Origin of the sequence: Sphingobium sp. OAS761 (genome assembly GCF_024168485.1) — a bacterium.
In the GTDB taxonomy this organism is placed as follows: Bacteria; Pseudomonadota; Alphaproteobacteria; order Sphingomonadales; family Sphingomonadaceae; genus Sphingobium.
Genome location: NZ_JALJVY010000005.1, coordinates 61,154 through 83,079 on the forward strand (window position 1 = coordinate 61,154; position 21,926 = coordinate 83,079).

At 68.3% G+C, this 21,926-nt stretch carries 19 protein-coding genes; 6 read left to right on the forward strand and 13 right to left on the reverse strand.

Translation table 11 applies throughout. The annotated features are described in order from the left end of the window. Positions 1–12 precede the first annotated feature (12 nt). Together J3E64_RS08045 and J3E64_RS08050 are read right to left on the reverse strand one after the other, a co-directional pair. Complete coding sequence (locus J3E64_RS08045; protein ID WP_253341859.1) at positions 13–684, reverse strand: queuosine precursor transporter; 672 nt, start codon at positions 682–684, stop codon at positions 13–15. A gap of 58 nt (positions 685–742) precedes the next feature. Beyond that, a complete protein-coding gene (locus J3E64_RS08050; protein ID WP_253341861.1) occupies positions 743–1,693 on the reverse strand; it encodes a cation diffusion facilitator family transporter in 951 nt (316 codons plus the stop codon). Between the two features lie 123 nt (positions 1,694–1,816). Between J3E64_RS08050 and J3E64_RS08055 the strand changes: the two genes are divergently transcribed. Further along, positions 1,817–3,940 carry a prolyl oligopeptidase family protein gene (locus tag J3E64_RS08055; protein WP_253341863.1) on the forward strand — a complete coding sequence of 708 codons (2,124 nt, stop codon included), beginning with the start codon at positions 1,817–1,819 and terminating at the stop codon, positions 3,938–3,940. Between the two features lie 34 nt (positions 3,941–3,974). Here J3E64_RS08055 and J3E64_RS08060 read toward each other — a convergent pair whose 3' ends face one another. The 4 genes from J3E64_RS08060 to J3E64_RS08075 are packed head-to-tail and all read right to left on the reverse strand — an operon-like array spanning position 3,975 to position 9,599. Further along, entirely contained in the window at positions 3,975–5,495 is a 1,521-nt protein-coding gene (locus J3E64_RS08060; RefSeq protein WP_253341865.1) for a Ppx/GppA family phosphatase, read from the reverse strand. Between the two features lie 10 nt (positions 5,496–5,505). Continuing rightward, positions 5,506–7,644 (reverse strand): RNA degradosome polyphosphate kinase, encoded by a 2,139-nt coding sequence (locus tag J3E64_RS08065; protein ID WP_253341867.1) that lies wholly within the window; start codon positions 7,642–7,644, stop codon positions 5,506–5,508. 3 nt (positions 7,645–7,647) lie between these two features. Then, on the reverse strand, positions 7,648–8,286 hold the full coding sequence (locus tag J3E64_RS08070) for a chromosomal replication initiator DnaA (protein ID WP_253341869.1): 639 nt from the start codon (positions 8,284–8,286) through the stop codon (positions 7,648–7,650). Continuing rightward, positions 8,283–9,599, reverse strand: coding sequence for a heavy-metal-associated domain-containing protein (locus J3E64_RS08075; RefSeq protein ID WP_253341871.1), 1,317 nt, complete (start codon positions 9,597–9,599; stop codon positions 8,283–8,285). Before J3E64_RS08075 ends, J3E64_RS08070 begins: the two co-directional genes overlap by 4 nt. A 90-nt stretch (positions 9,600–9,689) precedes the next feature. On the opposite strand from J3E64_RS08075, the gene purM reads away from it, so the two are divergent. Both purM and purN read left to right on the forward strand, forming a co-directional pair. Next, positions 9,690–10,784, forward strand: coding sequence for a phosphoribosylformylglycinamidine cyclo-ligase (gene purM / locus J3E64_RS08080; RefSeq protein WP_253341873.1), 1,095 nt, complete (start codon positions 9,690–9,692; stop codon positions 10,782–10,784). 22 nt (positions 10,785–10,806) lie between these two features. Further along, positions 10,807–11,760, forward strand: coding sequence for a phosphoribosylglycinamide formyltransferase (gene purN, locus J3E64_RS08085; protein ID WP_253341875.1), 954 nt, complete (start codon positions 10,807–10,809; stop codon positions 11,758–11,760). Positions 11,761–11,826: 66 nt separating this feature from the next. Here the strand turns inward: purN and queG are convergent, their stop codons facing one another. Continuing rightward, on the reverse strand, positions 11,827–12,852 hold the full coding sequence (queG, locus tag J3E64_RS08090) for a tRNA epoxyqueuosine(34) reductase QueG (protein WP_253342321.1): 1,026 nt from the start codon (positions 12,850–12,852) through the stop codon (positions 11,827–11,829). A 43-nt stretch (positions 12,853–12,895) separates the two neighbouring features. Between queG and J3E64_RS08095 the strand changes: the two genes are divergently transcribed. The 3 genes from J3E64_RS08095 to msrB are packed head-to-tail and all read left to right on the forward strand — an operon-like array spanning position 12,896 to position 15,562. Further along, positions 12,896–13,879 (forward strand): ABC transporter ATP-binding protein, encoded by a 984-nt coding sequence (locus tag J3E64_RS08095; RefSeq protein ID WP_253341877.1) that lies wholly within the window; start codon positions 12,896–12,898, stop codon positions 13,877–13,879. Continuing rightward, positions 13,876–15,066: an ABC transporter permease gene (locus J3E64_RS08100; RefSeq protein ID WP_253341879.1), complete on the forward strand. Its 1,191-nt coding sequence runs from the start codon at positions 13,876–13,878 to the stop codon at positions 15,064–15,066. The genes J3E64_RS08095 and J3E64_RS08100 overlap by 4 nt, the downstream gene beginning before the upstream one ends. Positions 15,067–15,085: 19 nt before the next feature. After that, the gene (gene msrB / locus J3E64_RS08105) at positions 15,086–15,562 is read left to right on the forward strand and encodes a peptide-methionine (R)-S-oxide reductase MsrB (RefSeq protein WP_253341881.1); all 477 of its coding nucleotides are present in this window, start codon (positions 15,086–15,088) and stop codon (positions 15,560–15,562) included. Here the strand turns inward: msrB and J3E64_RS08110 are convergent. The 6 genes from J3E64_RS08110 to purH all read right to left on the reverse strand — a co-directional run bounded on the left by J3E64_RS08110 (position 15,549) and on the right by purH (position 21,899). Then, entirely contained in the window at positions 15,549–17,306 is a 1,758-nt protein-coding gene (locus J3E64_RS08110; protein ID WP_253341883.1) for a hypothetical protein, read from the reverse strand. The genes msrB and J3E64_RS08110 overlap by 14 nt on opposite strands. Beyond that, on the reverse strand, positions 17,284–17,691 hold the full coding sequence (locus J3E64_RS08115) for a GtrA family protein (protein WP_253341885.1): 408 nt from the start codon (positions 17,689–17,691) through the stop codon (positions 17,284–17,286). Before J3E64_RS08115 ends, J3E64_RS08110 begins: the two co-directional genes overlap by 23 nt. A 4-nt stretch (positions 17,692–17,695) precedes the next feature. Beyond that, the gene (locus tag J3E64_RS08120) at positions 17,696–19,219 is read right to left on the reverse strand and encodes an NAD(P)/FAD-dependent oxidoreductase (protein ID WP_253341887.1); all 1,524 of its coding nucleotides are present in this window, start codon (positions 19,217–19,219) and stop codon (positions 17,696–17,698) included. A 173-nt stretch (positions 19,220–19,392) separates the two neighbouring features. Beyond that, on the reverse strand, positions 19,393–19,722 hold the full coding sequence (locus tag J3E64_RS08125; protein ID WP_253341888.1) for a UrcA family protein: 330 nt from the start codon (positions 19,720–19,722) through the stop codon (positions 19,393–19,395). 188 nt (positions 19,723–19,910) lie between these two features. After that, positions 19,911–20,249, reverse strand: coding sequence for a UrcA family protein (locus tag J3E64_RS08130; protein WP_253341890.1), 339 nt, complete (start codon positions 20,247–20,249; stop codon positions 19,911–19,913). 60 nt (positions 20,250–20,309) lie between these two features. Beyond that, positions 20,310–21,899, reverse strand: a complete 1,590-nt coding sequence (purH, locus tag J3E64_RS08135; RefSeq protein ID WP_253341892.1) for a bifunctional phosphoribosylaminoimidazolecarboxamide formyltransferase/IMP cyclohydrolase — start codon at positions 21,897–21,899, stop codon at positions 20,310–20,312. Positions 21,900–21,926 lie beyond the last annotated feature (27 nt).

Here is a 21,926-nt window from a genome sequence, read left to right on the forward strand (position 1 = left end):
CCCTGCCGCAAGTTAGCGATCCAGTTTGCGCCCCAGCGCGACCAGCAGGTAAATGACCGGCGGCACGAGAATCGCCGACAGCAGGACCTTGGCCAGCATCTGTCCCAGCAGCAGTTCGCCGATGGGGAACACGCCGTAGAAGGCGATAGACACGAACAGCAATGTGTCGACGATCTGCGACAGGATGCTGGCGACGGCGGCGCGCAGCCAGAGAAGCCGGGCGCCCTCCCGCCCCTTCAGCGCGGCGAACAGGGTGACGTTGAGCGTCTGGGAAATGCCATAGGCGATGATGCCGCCCAGCCAGATGCGGGGCGTGCCGCCCATCATCAGGGCGAAGGCCTGCGCCCGCGCCGGGTCCATATCACCGGCCGCCGGCGCCGCGAGCACCAGCACCGACAGCAGGATCGACGCGATCAGCGGCAGGAAGCCGATCTGCACCAGCCGGTTGGCGACCGCCCGGCCGTGCAGTTCGGCAACGGCGCTGGAAATGGTGACGAGCAGCAGGAAGGCGAAAATGCCCGCTTCCACCGCCAGCGGGCCGAGCCCCAGCATCGACCCCAGGCCCGACAACGGCCCCAGCGCCACCTGCTTGTTCCCCAATACCCCGGCGATGCACACCATGCCGCCATAGAAGATGGAGAAGAGGAAGAGCGATCGGCTGATCGGCGCGGGCGAACTGGTCATGGCGCGGCCTTACCGGGATTTGCGCCAACGGGAAAGAGGAGCGATAGCCCCCGGCGCTTCAGGCGAAACGCTGCTGCACCACCGCGTTTTCCCGCTTTTCGGGGCGGATATAGACCGAGGTGATTTCGCGCACCGCACCCTTGAGCGCGCTTTCCATCTCCTCGATCAGCGTTTCCGCCTCGCCCATTGCGAGATCATCCTCGAAGTCGGCGCTGATGGCGACGAACACCGCGTCGGGCGCGGTGTGGATGGTGCGGACATGGTTGACGGCAACGATGGCCCGGTGATCGTCCATGATCCGCCATACCGTGTCGACGATGACCGGCGCGGCGCTTTCGCCGATCAGCAGCCCCTTCGCCTCGCGCGCGAGCAGGATCGCAACCGCCCCCAGCACGCAGCCGATGGCGATCGACGCCACGCCGTCGATGCGCGGGTCCGAATAATGATGGCTGGCCCAGACGCCGATGCCGGCCATCGCCAGCCCCGCCAGCGCCGCGCTGTCCTCGAACAGGACGATGAAGCCCGCCGGATCCTTCGACCGCCGGATCGATCGCCACCATGTGTCCGCGCCGCGCGTCCGGTCGAATTCGCGCACCGCGATCGCCCAGGACATGCCCTCCAGCAGGACGGCGATGCCCAGCACGACATAGTTGACCGTGGGATCGCGCAACGGTTCGGGCGCGACGACGTGCAGCCAGCCTTCATAGACGGACACGCCCGCGCCCACCGCGAAGATGAGGATGGCGACCACGAACGCCCAGAAATAGAGTTCGCGGCCGTAGCCGAAGGGATGGGCCGCGTCGGGCGCGCGGCGGGAGCGGTGCTGGCCGTAGAGCAGCAGCACCTGGTTGCCGCTGTCGACCAGCGAATGGACGCCTTCGGTCAGCATCGACGACGACCCGGTGATGCCGGCGGCGACGAATTTGGCGACGGCGATGCCGACATTGGCGACCAGCGCGCCATAGAGGACGATATTGTCCTTCACATGCCCGATGCCGTCCCGTGCCATGTCGTCCCCTTCCCGTGTCGCATCGGCTGAAACGCGCCCGGGCGGCTTAAGGTTCGCGCCACTATCTGCACGCCTGTACAATTTGCCTTGGCGCGGGCGCCGGGCATCGCCTAGCCTTGCGCCATGACCCGCATGTCCATGATCCGCACCGCCTGCGCCGCCCTGATCGCGGCGGCCGCCCCCGCCCTGATCGCCGCAGCGCCGGCCACGGCCGACGATCCCTGGCTGTGGCTGGAGGATATAGAAGGACCGCGCGCCATCGCGCAGGTCGACGCGTGGAACGCGCGGACCGAACGGCAATTGCGCGCCGCCCCCGGCTTCGAGCAAGACCGGGCGCGGGCGCGCGCCATCCTGGACGACGAAAGCCAGATCGCCCTGCCCGACCGGGTGATGGGCGACCAGGTGACGAACCTGTGGCGCGACGCCGCCAATCCGCGCGGCCTGTGGCGGTCGAGCGACCTTGCATCCTACCTGGCGGGCAAGCCGCAATGGAAAACCGTCATCGACGTCGACGCGCTGGGCAAGGCGGAGGGGAAAAGCTGGGTCTGGCACGGCGCCGACTGCCTGGCCCCGGATTATCGGCGCTGCCTCGTCTCGCTGAGCGCGGGCGGCACCGATGCGGAGGTGGTGCGCGAATTCGACATGGCGACCGGCGCGTTCGTCGCCGACGGATTCGTCGTGCCCGAAGCCAAGAGCGATGTCGCCTGGATGGACCGCGACACATTGCTGGTCGCGACCGACTATGGCGCGGGGACGCTCACCGATTCGGGCTATGCCCGGCAGGTGAAGGCATGGAAGCGCGGCACGCCGCTGTCCGCCGCGACGCTGGTCATGGAAGGCGAGACGGGCGACATCGCGATGCGCGCCCGCGCCTTGCAGGACGGCGACACGCGCCGGGCCTTCGTCGAGCGGGGGCTGACCTTCTACAGCAACCGGCTGTCGCTGATCGGCGAGGACGGGCGGCTGGTCGCGACGCCGTTGCCCGAGACCGCGGAGTTGCAGGGGCTGATCGACGGGCAGATGGTCGCGCTGCTGAACGACCCGCTGGGCGACATTCCCGCCGGGTCGCTGATCTGCTGGCCGATCGCCGACGTGGCGGCGGGCCGGGCCGGGGCGCCGCAGGTCATCCTGACCCCCACGAAAACCACGGTCGTCGAGGAAGTCCGCGCGAGCGACCATGTGCTGTGGGTCAAGCAGCTGGACGACGTGTCGGGCGTGCTGCTGGCGATGACGCGCGATCCCGCCACCGGGCGCTGGTCCGGGCGGCCGGTGCCGCTGGCCGACAAGGCGACCGTGCACCTTGTCGCGACCGCCGATGCGCAGGACATGCTGTTCGCTTCGGTCGAGGGGATGCTGACCCCGCCCAGCCTGATGGTCGCGGGCGCATCCGGGCCGGCGCGCACCATCCAGCAACTGCCCGCGCGCTTCGACGCCGGCGCGTTCACCGTGGAGCAGCGCTTCGCCACGTCGAAGGACGGCACCCGCATCCCCTATTTCCTGGCCCGCAGGAAGGGCGTGACCGGGCCGGTTCCCGCGCTGATCCACGCCTATGGCGGATTCCGGCTGGCGCAGACGCCCACCTACCTGACCACCGAGCCCTATCGCGCCGGGCCGCTGGGCCTGTTCTGGGTCGAGGACGGCAACGCCTATGTACTGGCCAACATCCGGGGCGGCGGCGAATATGGCCCGGCCTGGCACCAGGCGGCGCTGCGCGAAAAGCGGCAGAATGCCTTTGACGACCTGGCCGCCGTGGCGGAGGATCTTGTAAGCACCGGCGTGTCGGCCAAGGGGCGCATCGCCATTTCAGGCCGGTCCAACGGCGGCGTGCTGGTCGGCGCGTCGATGACCCAGCGGCCCGACCTCTATGGCGCGGTGATCGCCGGATCGCCGCTGGAGGACATGAAACGCTATTCGCACCTGTCGGCGGGCGCATCCTGGGTCGCGGAATATGGCGACCCCGACAATCCGTCCGACTGGGCGTTCATGAAACACTGGTCGCCCTACCAGAATGTGCGGCCCGGCGTCCGGTATCCGCCCGCCTTCTTCTACCTGTCGACCAAGGACGACCGCGTGCATCCCGGCCATGCCCGCAAGATGGCGGCGAAGCTGATGGCGACGGGCAGCACCGTCTATTATCACGAATATCGCGAAGGCGGCCATTCGGTCGGTGCCGACCATGCCGAAGACGCGGTGCGCGCGGCGTTGCTGCACGCCTTTCTGAAAAAGGAGCTGGGCGCGAAGAAATGACGGCCGGCGCACGCGCCCCGGCCCGCCGCGCGCGTCAGGCGCCCACCACCATGCGGTGATCGATCTTCATCGCCTGGGCCAGGTGGCGCAGGCGGCGTTCGACCGGTTCGCCCAGCAGCGCATCGTCGCCGCCGCCGGTTGTCAGGACGAGGCGCCCGTCCTCATGGTCCAGCCGCGATTCATCCAGCGGCCCTTCCATCCCGCCCGACAGGCGTTGCGCGAGGCGGATGGCGAGCCCCCACAGCGCCGCGCGGTGCAGCGCCTCCGGCGCGGCCAGTCCTTCGATCCCCGCCGGCGTTCCGGTGCCGCCGCCGAAATGGCTGTAGAGCGCCTGCGCCAGCATCGCCCGTTCAGCGGCGCTGATGCCGACCCAGTTGCTGTGCAGCGCGATTTCCACGCCACGTTCGGCGCGAAAATCGGGATTGGCGCGCCAGCCCACGTCCGCGAGCAGACAGGCGGCGCGGCGGATGCGGCGCCAGGCGCTGCCGTCTTCCAGGAACAGCGGCGCGATCCAGCGTTCGATGCGGTCGCCATGACCGGCAAAGCGCGCCTGCGCCTCCCCTTCCGCCTCCGCCGCCACCAGCAGCGGGTCCTGCGCCCGGACAGCGTCCGGCAGCGCTTCGTAGAGCAGGCCTTCGCGCAGGCCATAGGCCGATGCCACCAGGCGGCTGGTGCCAAGCTGGCGCACGATCACCGACAAGAGGGCCGCCGCGTCCGGCAAGGTGGGCACGCGCGATCCGGTGATGGCGGGAATCTGCTTCAGCCGCGACCGGCCGACATGCGACACGATGCGTGTGAGTTGCTCAGCACGCTCCGCCGGCATCTCATATTGATGCACCACCGGCAGCGGGAAATGGGTCAACTGCATGTCGAAGCGGGCCAGCGTGCGCCACGACCCGCCGACCATGTAGAGCGGCAATCCCCGTTCGGGCCGCCAGCCCGCCTTGTCCAGCATCTTGCGGACCTGCCGTTCCAGATGACCCGGCCCCTTGGCACGTATGTCGGGCAGGCGCAGCACCCCCAGCGGCAGCGACGCCGTCTGTTCCACTTTCCCGGCGCGCACCCGCGCCAGTTCCAGGCTGCCGCCGCCAAGATCGCCGACGATCCCGTCCGCGCCGGGTATGCCCGACAGGACGCCGTGGCCGGCCCCGATCGCTTCCTGCGCGCCGGTCAGCAGGCGCACCGTCAGGCCCAGCGCCTGCACGCGGGCGATGAAGTCGGGGCCGTTGCCGGCATCGCGCACCGCCGCGGTGGCGACGCAACTGACGTCCGTCACCTTCATGTCGCGGCACAGATGGGCAAAGCGCGCCAGCGCCCGCAGCCCGCGTTCCATCGCCGCTTCCTCGATCTGCCCGGTCTTGGCCAGCGACGCGCCAAGGCCCGCCATCACCTTTTCGTTGAACAGGATGAAGGGCAGGCGGACCGGCCCGTCATAGACGACCAGACGAACGCTGTTGGAACCGATGTCGATGATCGCGCTGCGCTTCGTCGCCGGGTCCGGCGCCCCGGCGAGCGTTTCGGCGACCGCGCGCACCCTGCTGAGCATGGAATTCACCGCGCGCGCCTCAACCGCGCGCGCGCAGGCGCAGCGTGGGCACCGCGTCGCTGTCCAGCGCGGCCCCGCGCCCCGACAGGGACGGGTTGGTCATGAAGTAGCGGTGCAGGTTGAACGGTTTTTCGCCCGCCTCCACGCGCGCATAATGGCCATCGCTGTCCAGCGTCCAGCTCTGTTCGGTGTCGATCAGATTGGCCACCAGAACCTGGTCGACGATCTGGTCGTGCACCGTGGGATTTTCCACCGGGGCCAGAAATTCGACCCGGCGGTCGAAGTTGCGCGGCATCCAGTCGGCCGAACTGATATAGACGAGTGCGCCGTTGTTGGGCAGCGTCTTGCCATTGCCGAAGACGGCGATGCGGCTATGTTCCAGGAACCGACCGACGACGGATTTCACCCGGATATTGTCCGACATGCCCGGCACGCCGGGACGCAGACAACAGATGCCGCGCACGATGAGGTCGATCTGGACACCGGCGTTGCTGGCCGCATAGAGCTTCTCGATAATGGCGGGGTCGACCAGACTATTCATCTTGGCCCAGATGGTTCCCGGCCGCCCTTCGCGCACATGGTCGATTTCCGCGTCGATGCGGCTGCACAGTTCGCTGCGCAGGTCGCGCGGGCTTATCACCAGCTTTTCCAGCCGCTGGGGTTCGACATAGCCGGTGATATAGTTGAACAGCGCGGCGGCGTCCCGGCCATAGGCGGGTTCGGCCGTGAAGAAGCTGAGGTCGGTATAGATGCGCGCGGTGACCGGGTGGTAGTTGCCGGTGCCGAAATGGCAGTAGGTGCGGAACTGGTCGCCTTCGCGCCGGACCACCATCGACACCTTGGCATGGGTTTTCCAGTCGATGAAGCCGTAGACCACCTGAACGCCCGCGCGTTCCAGCGCATCGGCCCACATGAGATTCTGTTCCTCGTCGAACCGGGCCTTGAGTTCCACCACGGCGGTCACCGATTTTCCGGCCTCCGCCGCGTCGATCAGCGCGCGGATGACGGCGGACTGCTTGCCCGCACGGTACAGCGTCTGCTTGATCGCGACCACATCGGGGTCGGACGCCGCCTGCCGCAGGAAGGAAATGACGACATCGAACGCCTCATAGGGGTGATGGACGATGATGTCCTTGGCCCGGATGGCGGCAAAGCAGTCGCCGCCATATTCGCGGATGCGTTCGGGAAAGCGCGGTGCATAGGGTTCGAACTTGAGGTCGGGCCGGTCTTCGTCGACGATGCCCGACAGGTTGCCGATGCCCACGAAACCTTCCACCTCGACCACGATCGCGTCATGCCCCTGGAGCATGTCCTGCAACATTTCCTCGACCGGTTCGGGTATCCGCTCCTCAATCTCCATGCGGATGACGCGGCCGCGCCGCCGCCGCTTGATGGCGCTGCGGAAATAGCGGACGAGATCTTCCGCCTCTTCCTCTATTTCGATGTCGCTGTCGCGGATGATGCGGAACACACCGCTGTTGCGGACCCGGTAGCCGGGAAAGAGATCGGCGGAAAAGCGGCGGATCACCGCTTCCAGCGCCATGTAGCGCGCGGGTTCGCCGGGGATGCGGGCGAAGCGGGCGAGCGAGGGGGGGATCATCACCAGTTCGCGGATCGGTTCCTTGTCCGACAGGCGGACGAGATCGAAGACGATCGACAGACCTTCGTTTGGAATGAAGGGGAAGGGATGCGCCGGATCGAGCGCCTGCGGCGTCAGGATCGGGAAAATCTGCGTCAGGAAATGCTCGCGCAGCCATGCGTCGCTGTCGGCGTCGAGATCCGTCGAGGGGCCGATAACCTCTATGCCCACCTGCACCAGTTCGCCGTGGAGCGCGCCCCACACCTTCTGCTGCGCCTGCATCAGCGCGGCCGTGGCGTCGGTGATGGCGCCCAGCTGCTGCACCGGGGTCAGGCCGTCCGCCGAGCGCAGGTCGACATTTTGAAGCTGCTGTCCCTTCAGGCCCGCGACACGCACGGAGAAGAATTCATCGAGGTTGGCGCCCGAGATGGAGAGGAAGCGCAGACGTTCCAGCAGCGGATGGGCGCGGTTCATCGCTTCTTCCAGCACGCGCTGGTTGAAGGCGAGCCAGGACAGTTCGCGGTTGAAATAGCGTTCGCCCGGCAGGGTCAGGCTGGTCAGGGGATCGGCTTCGGCCACGGATCACTCGCGCTGGTCGGTGGAAGGATCGGGCGGGACTATAGGCATATATCCCGCCGATTGCAGAATATCTTTGGCCATTGAGGCCGAAATCTTGCGTCCCTGTGACAGGGCCGCCCGGTCGAGCAGCCGCGTTACCGATTCGATGGCGCCATAGCTGCGCTCGATCCGGCGCAGCAGCCAGTCGGGCAGGCCGGCGGCATAGGCCGCCCCCGCAATGTCGAGCGCACGGCAGATCAGCGCCCGGGCCAGCGCCTCGTCCGGTTCGGCGATCGCCACATGCGGGACGGCGGCCAGCCGCGAGCGCAGGTCGGGCAGCGCGACAGTCCAGTGCGCGGGCGGCGCCTGCCCCACCATCAGCAGCGGATGGCGCCGGGTTTGCGCATCGTTCCAGGCGTTGAACAGGGCACGTTCGTCCTGCCCCTGCGCGTCGTCGATGACCGCGCCGCCGCTCATCGCCGCGAACTGGCGCGCCAGGGTCGAGCGCCCCGAGCGCGGCGGGCCGGTGAGCACGCTGACCGACAGCGGCCAGTCGCGCCATCGTTCCAGATGGGCGACCGCCAGACGGTTGGCCTCGCTCACCAGGAATGCCCCGTCCCCGGCCTGTCCCGGCCAGTCGAAGGGAAGGCTGATCTGGCTCATTGTTCGGCGGGCTGGGGTCCCGCCGGCGCGGCGGCCGGTGCCTGCCGCCGCGTTATGCGCAGCGTCGTGCCCGACACCGCGACGGTGAAGCCGCGCGCCTGAAGCCCGGCGCGCAGCATGTCGACCGTGCCGTCGAAGCTAACCTGCATGACCGACGTGCCGCCCAGCGCCAGGCTGCGCGTCGCTGCCGTCCGCACGCCCGGAATGGCGCGCACCGCCGATTCGCCCTGCGTCACGGACCCGACATCGGGGGTGTCGAACTGGATCGAGAAGCTGGTGCCGCCGCTGCTGACGGTCGGCAGTTCGGTCGTTTCGACCGGCAGCGCCTCTGCCGCGTTCTCGATTTCCAGCGCGGCGGTGTCGACCGGCTCCTCGATGATCAGCGACGGGTCGGGCCGCAGGCGGCCGTCGTTGAGCGCGCGGATATACAGTTCGTCGATCCGGCGCACGCCGTCGTCCAGCATCTTGGCGATGCCGCTGTCGTTGGAGGCGCGCAGGGTGAAATCGCCGATCAGGCTGTCGTCGGGGCCGTAGCGGGCGGTGAAGGTGGCGGTCACGGGGCCGCCGGGCCAGGCGCGATCGAGCCGCACGATGGGAATGACCACGTCGGCGGCGCCATATTGGTCGAGCAGGACGCGCCACCACAGGCGCCCGCGCCGCCCGGTCTGGCCGGCGTTCAGCAGGATCGGGTCGGCGATCGATCCGGCGACCCGGACATAGTCGATGGCACTGTCACCGGTGCGATAGCGCGCCCAGGCCTTCTGCCATTCATTGGTGCGTTCGTAGGACACGGCCGATCCGCCGTCCCACATCACCGGGATCACCAGCAATGGCGGCGAGCGCATGACATGGCCGCTGACGCCCAGCAACTGGCCCGTGCGCGCGCGGTCGAAGGAGATGCCCAGCGTGGCGATATAGCGCGTCGGCCCGGCCTGTTCATATTCGATCTCGATCCCCGAAATCATGGCTTCGAGCTGCGAATCGGACAAGGCCGGGGCGCCCGCGCCGCCATGGGTGCGGCCCCACAGCATCCGCCATGCCTGCCGCTGGGCAAGGCGCCAGCCGGCGTAGCGGGCGCTGTCGGCATCCTTGGCCGACACGTCCACCTTCACGCCGGTCACCTCGAAATCGCCGCCGCTGGCGATCGGCGGGACGCCGCGTTCGCCGTTCATCTGCGCAAGCAGACCCGCCGCCGCTATGCCGAGCGCGACCGCGAGCAGGATCTGGAGCGGGCGGGACAGCCCGTGCGCGAGGGCGCGCCGCAGCGGCAGGCGCACGACGGGCAGGCGGGAAAGGGACGGGGCAAGGCTCACGCGCGTCCTTTTGGCGGGATTTGCCTGTCCTGCCAAGCGCCAACCCACGCCGCCTTTCGTTTTCGGGCCAGTTGCTCTAGGGCGCTGCCCATGAACGAGAACGAATCCTACAGCTACGCCAAGGCCGGCGTCGACATCGCCGCCGGCAACGCCCTGGTCCGCGCCATCGCGCCGCTGGCGAAGGCCACCCGCCGCCCCGGCGCCGACGCCGACCTGGGCGGGTTCGGCGGTTTTTTCGACCTGAAGGCGGCCGGCTATGACGACCCGCTGCTGGTCGCGGCCAATGACGGGGTGGGCACCAAGCTGAAGCTGGCGATCGATCATGGCCGCCATGACGGCGTGGGTATCGACCTGGTCGCCATGTGCGCGAACGACCTGATCGTGCAGGGCGCCGAACCGCTGTTCTTCCTGGACTATTACGCGACCGGCAAGCTGGAGTCGGGCGTAGCCGAGCGCGTGATCGCGGGCATCGCCGAAGGATGCCGCATCGCCGGCTGCGCCTTGATCGGCGGCGAGACCGCCGAGATGCCGGGCATGTATGCCGATGGCGACTATGACCTCGCCGGTTTCTGCGTCGGCGCGGTGGAACGCCACAAGGCGCTGACCGGTACACGCGTCGCGCCGGGAGACGTGCTGCTGGGCCTCGCCTCTTCGGGCGTGCATTCCAACGGCTATTCGCTGGTCCGCCGCCTGGCCGCGGACAAGGGGTGGAAACTCGACCGGCCCGCCCTGTTCGACAATGAGGTGCTGCTGATCGACGCGCTGATGGCGCCGACCCGCATCTATGTGAAGAGCCTGCTGCCGCTGGTGCGCGCGGGCATGATCCACGCGCTGGCGCACATCACCGGCGGCGGGCTGCTGGAAAATATCCCGCGCGTGCTGCCCGACGGCGCCCATGCCGTGGTGGAAGCCGACGCGTGGGATCAGCCGCGCCTGATGGCGTTCCTCCAGGCGCAGGGGAATATCGAGCCGGAGGAAATGGCCCGCACCTTCAACTGCGGCATCGGCATGGTGCTGGCCGTGGACGAGGCGCATGCCGCCGCCGTCGCCAAATCGCTGGAGGATTCGGGCGAAACCGTGTTCCGCATCGGCGCCGTGGTCGCCGGCGACAAGGGCTGCACCGTTCGGGGCGGGGCGGAGACATGGGGAGCGCGGGCCGCATGGTCGGCGACGCATCGGGGATGACATCCTGCCGGGAGGTTGGACAATGGCCAGGGCAAAAGTCGGCGTTCTGATTTCCGGGCGGGGGTCGAACATGGCCGCGCTGCTCTACGCGGCGAAGGCCGAACGCTGCCCCTATGAGATCGTGCTGGTCGCGGCCGACAATCCCGACGCGCCGGGCCTGAAACTGGCCGAGGCGGAGGGGATCGCCACGATCGGCTTTCCCCGCCCGAAGGCGACGGAGAAGGCGCAGTTCTTCGACGCACTGGATCTGGCGCTGCGCCGGGCGGGCGCGTCCTTCGTCGCGCTGGCCGGGTTCATGCGCATCCTGCCCGCGCCCTTCGTCGCGGGATGGGAAGGACGGATGCTCAACATCCACCCCAGCCTGCTGCCGCTCTACAAGGGGCTGGACACGCATCGGCGCGCGATCGAGGCGGGCGACAGCCATGGCGGATGTTCGGTCCATGTCGTCACCGCCGCGCTGGACGACGGGCCGGTGCTGGCCCGGACGCCGGTCGCGATCCAGCCCGGCGACACGCCCGACAGTCTGGCCGCGCGCGTCCTGATCGCCGAGCATCAGCTCTATTCCCGCGCGCTGGCCGACTATGTCACCCGCGAGCGCGAGCCCGACTGGCTGCTGAACCGGGTGCGCGAACTGGCACTGGCCCTGCCGCAGGCGGACGAGATCCTGTCCCACGGCATGCCCTGTTTCGGCATCGTCAAGGGCAAGAAGTTCGGCTATTTCACCAGGGGCCATCACGGCGACGGCATCATCGCCCTGCTGGTCAAGACGACCGCACCGGACGAGCAGGCAACCCTGATCGAGGCCGATCCGGACCGCTATTACCGCCCCGCCTATTTCGGCGACGGCTGGGTCGGCATCCGCCTGGACCTGGGCGATACCGACTGGGACCATATCGCCGACCGCCTGCGCGCGAGCTGGCGGCAGGTCGCGCCCAGGAAGCTGCTGGGCCTGATGGACATCGCCGACCAGTTCTAGGGGCGGCTCCGCCGGCCAGGTCCAGGGCCGGGGGTCGCGCGCGCGGAACGGGCGGGGGCGTGGCCTTCACCCCGGCAGCCGGGCCATCGCCCATGACGCCGCTTCCGCCACGACCGGGTCGTCGTCGCGGGTCAGCGGTTCCAGCCGCGCGCGCAGCGACGCGTCGCCGCTGTTGCCGGCCGCGACGGCGGCGTTGCGGACCAGCCGGTTACGCCCGATCCGCTTGATCGGCGAACCGGAGAAAATCTCGCGAAAGGCGGCGTCGTCGAGGGCGAGCAGGTCGCCGATCCGTGGCGCAGCGAGTTCGGCACGGCCGACAAAGGCGCGGTTGGCCGCCGCCGCGTCGGCAAACTTGTTCCAGGGGCAGACGGCGAGGCAATCGTCGCAGCCATAGACGCGGTTGCCGATGCCCGCGCGCAGATCCTGCGGGATCGGCCCCTTATGTTCGATCGTGAGGTAGGAGATGCAGCGCCGCGCGTCGACGACATAGGGCGCGGGAAAGGCGTCGGTCGGACAGGCGGCCTGGCAGGCGGTGCAACTGCCGCAATGGTCGACCTCCGGCGCGTCGGGCGTCAGGACAAGTTCGGTGTAGATGGCGCCCAGGAAGAGCCAGCTGCCATGGTCGCGGCTGACGAGATTGCTGTGCTTGCCCTGCCAGCCGAGACCCGCGCCCGCGGCAAGCGGCTTTTCCATGACGGGAGCGGTATCGACAAAGACCTTGAGGCTTGCCGCCTGTTGCTCGACCAGCCAGCGGGCCAGCGCCTTCAACCCCTTCTTGACGACATCATGATAGTCCCTGCCCTGCGCGTAGACGGAAAAGCGCGCGCGGTCCGGCACGTCCGCCAGCGCCAGCGGGTCGCGTCCCGGCGCATAGCTCATCCCCAGCATCACGACGCTGCGCACGTCGGGCCACAGCCCCGCCGGCGATCCCCGCTGGTCGGCGCGGTCCTCCATCCAGAGCATGTCGCCATGATGGCCGGCATCGAGCCAGGCGCGCAGCCGTTCGCTCGCGCGCGGCGCGACGTCCGCAGGCGCGATGCGGCAAGCGGCAAAGCCCAGCCGCAGCGCCTGCGCCTTCAGGCGCTGTTCCAATGTTTCTATAGGCACGGGCACGTGTCCAGACTATCAGGACGGAATGATCGGCGACACCCAGGCCCCTGCTTCCGCCCCTCACCAACCCTATGCCGTGGAAGGCCATGGCCTTGTCAAGACGTTCGGCCGCTTTCGCGCCGTCGACGGCATCGACATCGCCGTGCCCGTCGGCGCCATATATGGCATCCTGGGCCCCAATGGCGCGGGCAAGACGACATTGCTGCGCACCCTGCTGGGCATAATCGACCCCGATGAGGGAGAGCGCCGCCTGCTGGGCGATGCCGCCCCGCTGAGGATGGCGCCCAATGTCGGCTATCTGCCCGAGGAACGCGGGCTCTATCCGTCGATGAAGGCGTTCGAGGCGATCGCGTTCATGGGCGCGCTGCGCGGACTGCCGCTGGCCGAGGGACGGCGACGGGCCAAGGCGATGCTGGAGGGGCACGGCCTGGGCGCGGCCATCGACAAGCCCATCCGCCAATTGTCCAAGGGCATGGCCCAGACGGTGCAATTGTTCGGCACCATCGTGCACGAACCGCGCCTGATCGTACTGGACGAACCCTTTTCCGGGCTGGACGCGATCAACCAGGAAAAACTGGAAGCGCTGATCCGCGAACAGGCGCGCAAGGGCGTCACCATATTATTTTCCACGCATGTCATCGCCCACGCCGATCGTCTGTGCGAGCGCATCGCCATCGTCGCGGGCGGGCGCATCCATTTCGAAGGGACGCCCGCGCACGCGCGCGACCGGCTGCGCGCGCAGGTGCGGCTGCGCACGCGGGCGGCGGACGGGGGCTGGCGCGGCGCGTTGCCGCCCGACGCGACGACCGAGGACGGGACATGGCATTTCGCCCTGCCGGACGAAGGCATCGAACCGCTGCTGCGCGCGCTGATCGACGGGCAGGCGGGGATAGAAAGCCTGTCGATCGAGCGGCCCGGCCTGCACGACGCCTTCGTCGCCATCGCCGGAGCGGCGGTGGCACGGCAGATGCGGGACGACCGGCCCGACCGGACGGAGGATGCGGCATGAGGCATTTGTGGCGCGCCGCCTTCGTCATCGCGCGGCGGGATTTCACCGCCGTCGTGCTGTCGCGCACCTTCATCCTGTTCCTGCTCGGCCCGCTGCTGCCGATCCTGATCGGCTTCGCCTTCGGCGGGCTGGGCAGCAAGATTTCCAGCACCGACCTGCGCCCGGTGGTGGGCATCGCCATGTCGGCGGCCGACAATGGCGCGATCGAGCGCGCCCGCGACGGGCTGACCCAGCGGATGGGCGACCAGGCGCTGCCGCATCTGCGGCCGGTGCCGCGCGCGCCCGACCCGCGCGCGCAGCTGGCACGGCCGGATTCGGCGGTGGTGGCGATCCTGTCCGGATCGCTTGCCCATCCGGTGCTGACCGGCAAGGCGGAGGATCTGGACCATTTGCAGGGCGACGTCAGCCTGCTGGCATCGGCGGCGCTGGCCGAACGGTCGCTGCGCTTCGTGGCGGTGGACCGGCAGGAGGTGGCGACCAGCCACGGCGCGCAAGCCCAGGGGCAACTGGTCATCGGCCGGATCGCGCAAGTGGTGATGTTTTTTCTCACCATTTTGCTGGCGGGTATGATCCTGTCCAATCTGGTCGAGGAAAAAACCAATAAGATTATAGAGATACTGGCAGCGGCGGTGCCGATCGACGCGATATTCCTGGGCAAGCTGATGGCGATGCTGGCGATGAGTTTCGTGGGCATCCTGTTCTGGGGCGGGACCGCGCTGCTGCTGCTGATCATGCTGGGCGACGGGGTGGCGAACCTGCCCGCGCCGGCGGTGGGGTGGCCCCTCTTCCTGCTGCTGGCGATCGTCTATTTCGCCATGGCCTATACGCTGCTGGGGTCGCTGTTCCTGGGGATCGGCGCGCAGGCGACGACGGTGCGCGAGGTGCAGACGCTGAACATGCCCATCACCATGGGGCAGATGCTGATCTTCTTCTTCGCCAGCTATGCCGTGGACCATATGGGATCGCCGGCCGAGATCGCCGCCTGCATCTTCCCCTGGAGTTCGCCCTTCGCGATGATCGTGCGGGCGGCGCAGGACGGGGCGGTGTGGCCGCATCTGGTGGCGATCGTGTGGCAGGCGGCCTTCGTGGCGCTGATCATCCGCGTGGGCGTACTGCTGTTCCGGCGTCATGTGATGCAATCGGGCGGACGCTGGTGGCGCCGGCTGTTCAGGCCGACGACAGGCTGACCGCGCTAGGACGGCGCACATGGACAGACGACATTTCCTTGGCGGCATGGCTACGGGCGCGGCGGCGCTGGCACTCTGGCAGTTTCTGCCGGGCGAGGCGGAGGCTGCCTATCCCTATGCCCTGACCGACGCGCAGTGGAAGAAGAAGCTGAGCCCCTGGGCCTACAAGGTGTTGCGGCAGGAGGCGACCGAGCATCCCTTCACCAGCCCGCTCAACGACGAGCATCGCGCCGGCATCTTCGCCTGTGCCGGGTGCGACCAGAAGCTGTTCAGTTCCAGGACCAAGTTCGACAGCGGCACCGGATGGCCCAGTTTCTGGGCACCGCTGGCCGGGGCGGTGGGGACGAGGCGGGACTTTTCCATCGGCTATCCCCGCACCGAGGTCCATTGCGCGCGCTGCGGGGGGCATCTGGGCCATGTGTTCGACGACGGGCCAAAGCCGACCGGCAAGCGTTACTGCATGAACGGCGTGGCGATGGCCTTCATTCCGGCCTGATGCGGTAGAGGCGCAGCGGGCCCCGGCCCGGCAGCGGCTCCAGCCAGCCCGGAACCCGCCCCCGCGCGAGCATCGCCGCCAGCCCCTGGCGGTCGGCGTCGGCATAGAGCCGCATTTCGGTGAGACCGTCGCAGGTCACGACATAGGCCGCGCTGGTCCGGCCGATGACGGCACGCGCGGCGGGCGGGGCGTCGACGAAGCCTTCGATGACGGCGGTGATGCCGGCGGCATTGCGGTGATGGGCGGTCGCGACGACGCGGTGGCGCGTCTGGACCAATATGTCGGGGCCAAGATCGATCGGCGCGAACAGCGTCGCGGGCGGCAGCGCCCGCAGCGGCGCCAGCACGGCGGCGGCGCGGCAATTGGCGCTGGCCTGCCGGGCGGGTTCCGGCTTCGCCGCGATGGCGACCCAGGCGGCGCACAGGCCTGCCGGCGTCAGCAGCACAAGCGTCACGGTGCCCAGCACCCGCACGGGCGCGAGGATGGAACGCTGCGCCTTTCCGAGCAGCAGGAGAAGCAGCCAGGCGATCCCCGGCAGGGCGAAGACATGGGCGACGGACAAGGCCCGCATGACCAGGAGCGACACCGCGGTCGCGCCGAGCAGCAGCAGCGCCAGCGTCAGCCAGCGCATGCGGGCCGCCCCCCGCGCCGCGCGCGCGGCCATGAGGCTGGCCCCCAGTCCCAGCAATGCGGGCAGCAGGATGACGCCGCGCAGCGACAGGCTCTGTTCCCAGATCGGGCGCCCCTCCATGACCTGAAGATACCAGAGGCGATAGGCGACCGGGCCGAGCGCGGCGAACGGGTCGCCCGTCAGGCACGCCCCTCCGGTCAGCAGGAACGCCAGCGCCGCCGCACCGCCGCCGACCCCGGCGACGAGGAAACGGCGCCCTGCGCCCTGCGTGCCGACGAGGCGCGCGGCGACCGGGGTGGCGCACGCCATGGCCACCAGCGGCCAGACATAGATGAAGGACAGGGCGTCGCACTGCCGCGCGACCAGCGCCATCTGGCCGCGCAGGATGACAAGCAGCAGCAGCGCCCCGCCCCCCAGCGTCGCCGCATAGCCGATGAAGCGCGGCGCTTCCGCGCGGTCGATCCATTGGCGCAGTGCGAAGGCGGCGGCGAACAGCGCGGCATAGGGCAACGCCTCGCTGGAAATCTGAAGCCACAGCATCAGCGCCAGCCCCGCGACGATGCCGCCGCGCAGCGCGCGCGCGTCCATCGCGCCCGCCAGCGCCAGCGCGGCCAGCATGATCTGCCAGCCATGATGGTCGATGCGCAGCGGCGTGAACTGGACGAGGATGCTGGGCGCGGTCAGCAGCAACATGACGGCGAGCAAGGCCGTTGCCGTCCCCGCGATCCGCCGCGCCGCGAGGAACAGCGCGCCGGTCAGCCCGCCCAGCAGCAACAGGGGCACAAGGGCGATGGCCAGCAATTCCGCCGGCCCGGCACCCAGCAGCGGCCGCAGCAGCAGGATCAGGCCCGCAATCGGCATGTCGACGATCCGCGACCAGTGCATCGGGCCGCCTGCGGGCGGGTTCACCCGGTGCTGGCTGACGTCCCAGAAGGACTGGCCGCCGATCCAGTCGCGCACCTGCGCCAACCGCATGGCATCGTCGGGATCGCGAAAGCCCAGCGTCGCATAGTCCGCCCGGAACAGCCACAGCATGACGCCCGCGCACGCCGCCCAGGCGAGCAGCGCCCACAAGGTGGCGCGGCGCGGTTCAGGCGCGGGCGAATACGCCATATTTGCGGATCGCATAGACGGTCAGGAAGCTGACGGGCACCGACAGGAGCTTGGCGACCGGCGGAGCCAGGCCGACGGCGCTGAGCCCGCCGACCATGGCCAGGGTGATGCCCATGCCCAGCAGCGCGGTGGCGACGAAGCCGGCGCGCTGCGCATGGGTCGGCCCGGCGCCGGTATCGAACACGTAGCGGATGCTGATGGCCCAATGGACGACGAGACCCGCCGCATAGCCGCCGAAGGCGGCCAGCATGGGCGCCGACCCCATCCGGTCCAGCAGCAGGAAAACCGCCATGTCGCTGGACAGCGCGCAGATGCTGGCCAGCAGATAGCGGGCGAACGTCGGGCGAACGGCCCGCGCACAGGCGGCACGCAGCCGCTTCACCACGGGATCAGGCAGCCTTCAGGCGCGACGGCACGCCGCGCACGCTGCCCAGTGCGGCCTGGGCGTCGGCATCCTGCCCTTCCTCGCCCGCCTCATGATATTCGGCATCCTCGTTGACGCTCCACACGTCGTGGACGCGCGCGCCCGCGACGATGTTGCGCACGGTCAGCATCGCCGTCATCATCGCATGATCCTGGTTGTTATAGCGGTGCATGCCGTTGCGGCCGACCATGTGGAGCGTGGGATAGCGGGCCTCCAGCTCGGTGCGCATCGCCAGCACATTGGCGGCATAGGCGTCGTCATAGACGGGATAGGCCTTTTCCTGGCGCACTACCGCGCCGCCGACCACATCGACCGGATCGCACAGGCCCAGCATGGCCATTTCCTTCGTGGCGAGCGCGATGAGATCGGCGTCGTCCGAGGCCCACAGCCCGTCGCCTTCGAAGCAGAAATATTCCAGGCCCACGCAGGCAAGGCTGGGATCGGGCACCATTTCGGGCGACCAGCTGCGGAAATTCTGGATGCGGCCGACCTGCACCTTGGGATCGTGGATGTAGATCCAGTTGTCCGGGAAGATATCCTGCCCCTTCACCATCAGGGCAACGGTCAGGAAGTCGCGATATTTGAGGTCCATCGCCGCCGGCAGCGTGTCGGGAAGCGGATGGATGCGGCCGGCCAGTTCGCGCATCGGCGCGGAACTGATCACATGTTCCGCATTGATCACGACGTCCCCTTCGGGCGATTCGGCCATCAGGCGCCAGCGACCGGTGCCCTGGTCCTGTTCCAGCCGCTTGAAGCTGTGCGCCATCAGCACATGATTGCCGCCGGCCAGCACATGGTCGCGCGCGGCATCCCACATCATGCCGGGGCCAAGGCGCGGATAGCGGAAGCTTTCCAGCAGGGTCTTGGTCGCCATGCCGTCATTTGGCCGTTTGTTGAGGCCCAGGCTGCGCTTCAGGCCGTCGACCACCGCGCCCCAGAGCGACAGGCCCTTGATGCGCTGCGCCGCCCAGTCGGCCGACATCTCGTCGCACGGCATGCCCCATACCTTTTCGGTGTAGGTCTTGAAGAAGATCGAGAAAAGCCGGTGCCCGAAGGCGTTGACGGTCCAGTCCTGGAAGGAGCGGACATTGCGGTTCGGGAACAGCTTTGCCTTGGCGAAACTCGCCATGCACAAGGCGGACCGCCAGACGCCGAGATTCCACAACGCCTCGAACGCGCGCAGCGGATAGCTGTAGAATTTGCCCTCATAATAGATGCGGCTCATGCGCGGGCGCTGGATGAAGTCGTCCGGCAATATCTCGTTCCACAGGTCGACGACCTGCTGGCTCTTGGAAAAGAACCGATGCCCGCCGATGTCGAAGCGAAAGCCGCCGACTTCCACCGTCCGGCTGATGCCGCCGACATAGACCGGGTCCTTTTCGATCACGGTGACGCGGTAGCCCTGCTTCGTCAGCAGATAGGCGGCGGTCAGCCCGGCCGGCCCCGCCCCGATGATGGCGACGTCCACATGTCGGTCGGTACGCGGCATGACTGGCATTTTCCCCCGAATTGATCCTTCGTGGCGTCGGGAGTGAAGGAAATCCTCTAAGGAGTGGTTAATGCCGGGTAATCATTGCCACGCAGACGACACGGAAAAGGGCCGCCCCGCTTGCGCGAGGCGACCCCCTGCAGTCCCCTTCGTGGGGGAAGGCATGTTCCGGTTCAGCTGCGCCGGGCCAGCGCGTCGAGATCGGTCCGCGCGCCTTCGATCGCCGAGCCGTAGCAGGCCCGGTAATCGTCCGTCACCGGCAGGATGGAGCCGTTGACGAAGCCGCACACTTCCTTGGAAGCGCGAACCAGACGATAATCGGCCCGTTTCAGGCCCTTGTCGGTGGCAAGGTTCAGATCGCCAAGCTGGACCGCAATGGTGCGCGTTTCGGCGCCCGTGCTGCCGTCGACGATCACGTCCATGTCGTTGCTGCCGGCGCTCGCCACTCCGGGCAGGGCAAAGGCCATCGTGGCGGCCAGAGCCACCAGCGCGTTCTTGGTCATCCTCTCATACTCCTGTCGAACAATATTCTCTTTTATGCCCTGCGCCTGACGTGGACGTCGGGTCCCGCACTAGATAGGCCTTGCAGCATGTTTTGAAAAGAGGCCACTTCACGAAAAGTGGCGGATTTCCGGGCTTTCGCAGTTGCGAAAGGAAGGGAGCGCTGCCTGCTGCGCGCTCCCCGCAGGCATCAGCCCAGGCGCTGATCCGAAATCGCACCGTTGAGATCGACCCGCGCCCTGCCGAAGGCGTCGGCGTAGCAGCGACTTTCCCCGGCGCGGATCACGCTGCCGTTCATGCGGCCCACGCCGCAGACATCTTCGGCTGCGCGACGGATGCGGGCATCGGCGACGCGCACGCCGCGATCGCTGCGCAGATCGAGGTCGCCCAGCCTGACAAGCTTCGCCCGCACTTCAGGCGCGCCGGGGCGGGCGGTGACGGTCAGCCCGTCGACCTGCGCCTGCACGGGGGCGGCCATGGGCAGCGCCAGCGCGACGGCACCGGCGGCGATCACTATCCTGTTGAGCATGTCTCTCTCCTTTCCGTTCCTGCCCTTTCAACGGGCGGAGCGGCGGAAAGGTCCGGCATGTCAGTGCCGGAAATGGCGCATCCCGGTGAAGACCATCGCGAGGCCCGCTTCGTCGGCGGCGGCGACGACTTCTTCGTCCCGGATCGATCCGCCCGGCTGGATCACCGCCGTGGCGCCAGCTTCCACCGCGGCCAGCAGCCCGTCGGCAAAGGGGAAGAATGCGTCGGACGCGACCGCCGAACCGATGGTGCGCGGCTCTGCCCACCCCGCCTTTTCGGCGGCATCCTTTGCCTTCCACGCGGCGATGCGCGCGGATTCCAGGCGGTTCATCTGGCCCGCGCCAACGCCCGCCGTGCTGCCGTCGCGGGCATAGACGATGGCGTTGGACTTCACATGCTTGGCCACGGTCCAGGCGAACAGGCAGTCCTTGAGTTCCTGTTCGGTCGGCGCGCGCTTGGTGACGACCTTGAGCGCATCCAGCGCGACCTGGCCATTGTCGCGGCCCTGCACCAGCAATCCGCCCGCGATGGTCTTGATCTGTAGCCCCGGGCGCGCGGGATCGGGCAGGTCGCCGGTCAGCAGCAGGCGGAGATTCTTCTTTTTCGCGAAGATCGCGCGCGCGGCGTCGTCGGCGTCGGGTGCGGCGACGACTTCGGTGAAGATGCCGCTGATCGCTTCGGCGGTGGGGCCGTCCAGCGGCCGATTGACGGCGATGATGCCGCCGAAGGCCGACACGCTGTCGCAGGCCAGTGCCGCCTCATATGCCTCTATCAGCGTATCGCCGGTGGCAACGCCGCACGGATTGGCGTGCTTGACGATGACCACGGTCGGCGGGCCGTTGCGAAATTCGCTGACCAGTTCCAGCGCCGCGTCGGCATCGTTGTAATTATTGTAGCTCAGTTCCTTGCCCTGGACCTGCCGCGCCTGGGCGATGCCGTTGGCGGTCGGCCCCATGGGCAGATAGAGCGCGGCGGACTGGTGCGGATTTTCGCCGTAGCGCAGCGTCGTGCCCAGGGTGGACGAAACCGCCAGCGTGTCGGGGAACATCGCGCCCTGATCGGCGAAGGCGAACCAGCTGGCGATCATCGAATCATAGGCGGCGGTCGCGGCATAGGCCTTGGCCGCCAGCATCCGGCGGAAGTCGTAGCTGGTCGCGCCGTTCTTTTCCGCCATCTCCGCGATCAGGCGGGCATAGTCGGCCGGGTCGGTGACGATCGCAACGCTTTCGTGATTCTTGGCGGCGGAGCGGACCATGGACGGGCCGCCGATATCGATATTCTCGATGATCTCGTCCCGCCCCGCGCCCTTGGCGACGGTCGCGGCGAAGGGATAGAGGTTGACGACGACGAGGTCGATCGCGCCGATGTCGTGCTCGACCATCGAGGCCACATGCTCGGCATTGTCGCGCACGGCGAGCAGGCCGCCATGGACCTTGGGATGCAGCGTCTTGACGCGGCCGTCCATCATTTCGGGAAAGCCGGTCAGATCGGAAATATCCTTCACGGCGAGGCCCGCGTCGCGCAGTGCCTTGGCCGTGCCGCCGGTCGACACCAGTTCCACGCCATGGTCCCCCAGCGCCCGGCCCAGTTCGACAAGGCCCGACTTGTCGGACACGGACAGGAGTGCGCGCTTTATGGTCACGTCGGTCATGGAAACGGGCTTTCTTCGCAAGGGGCG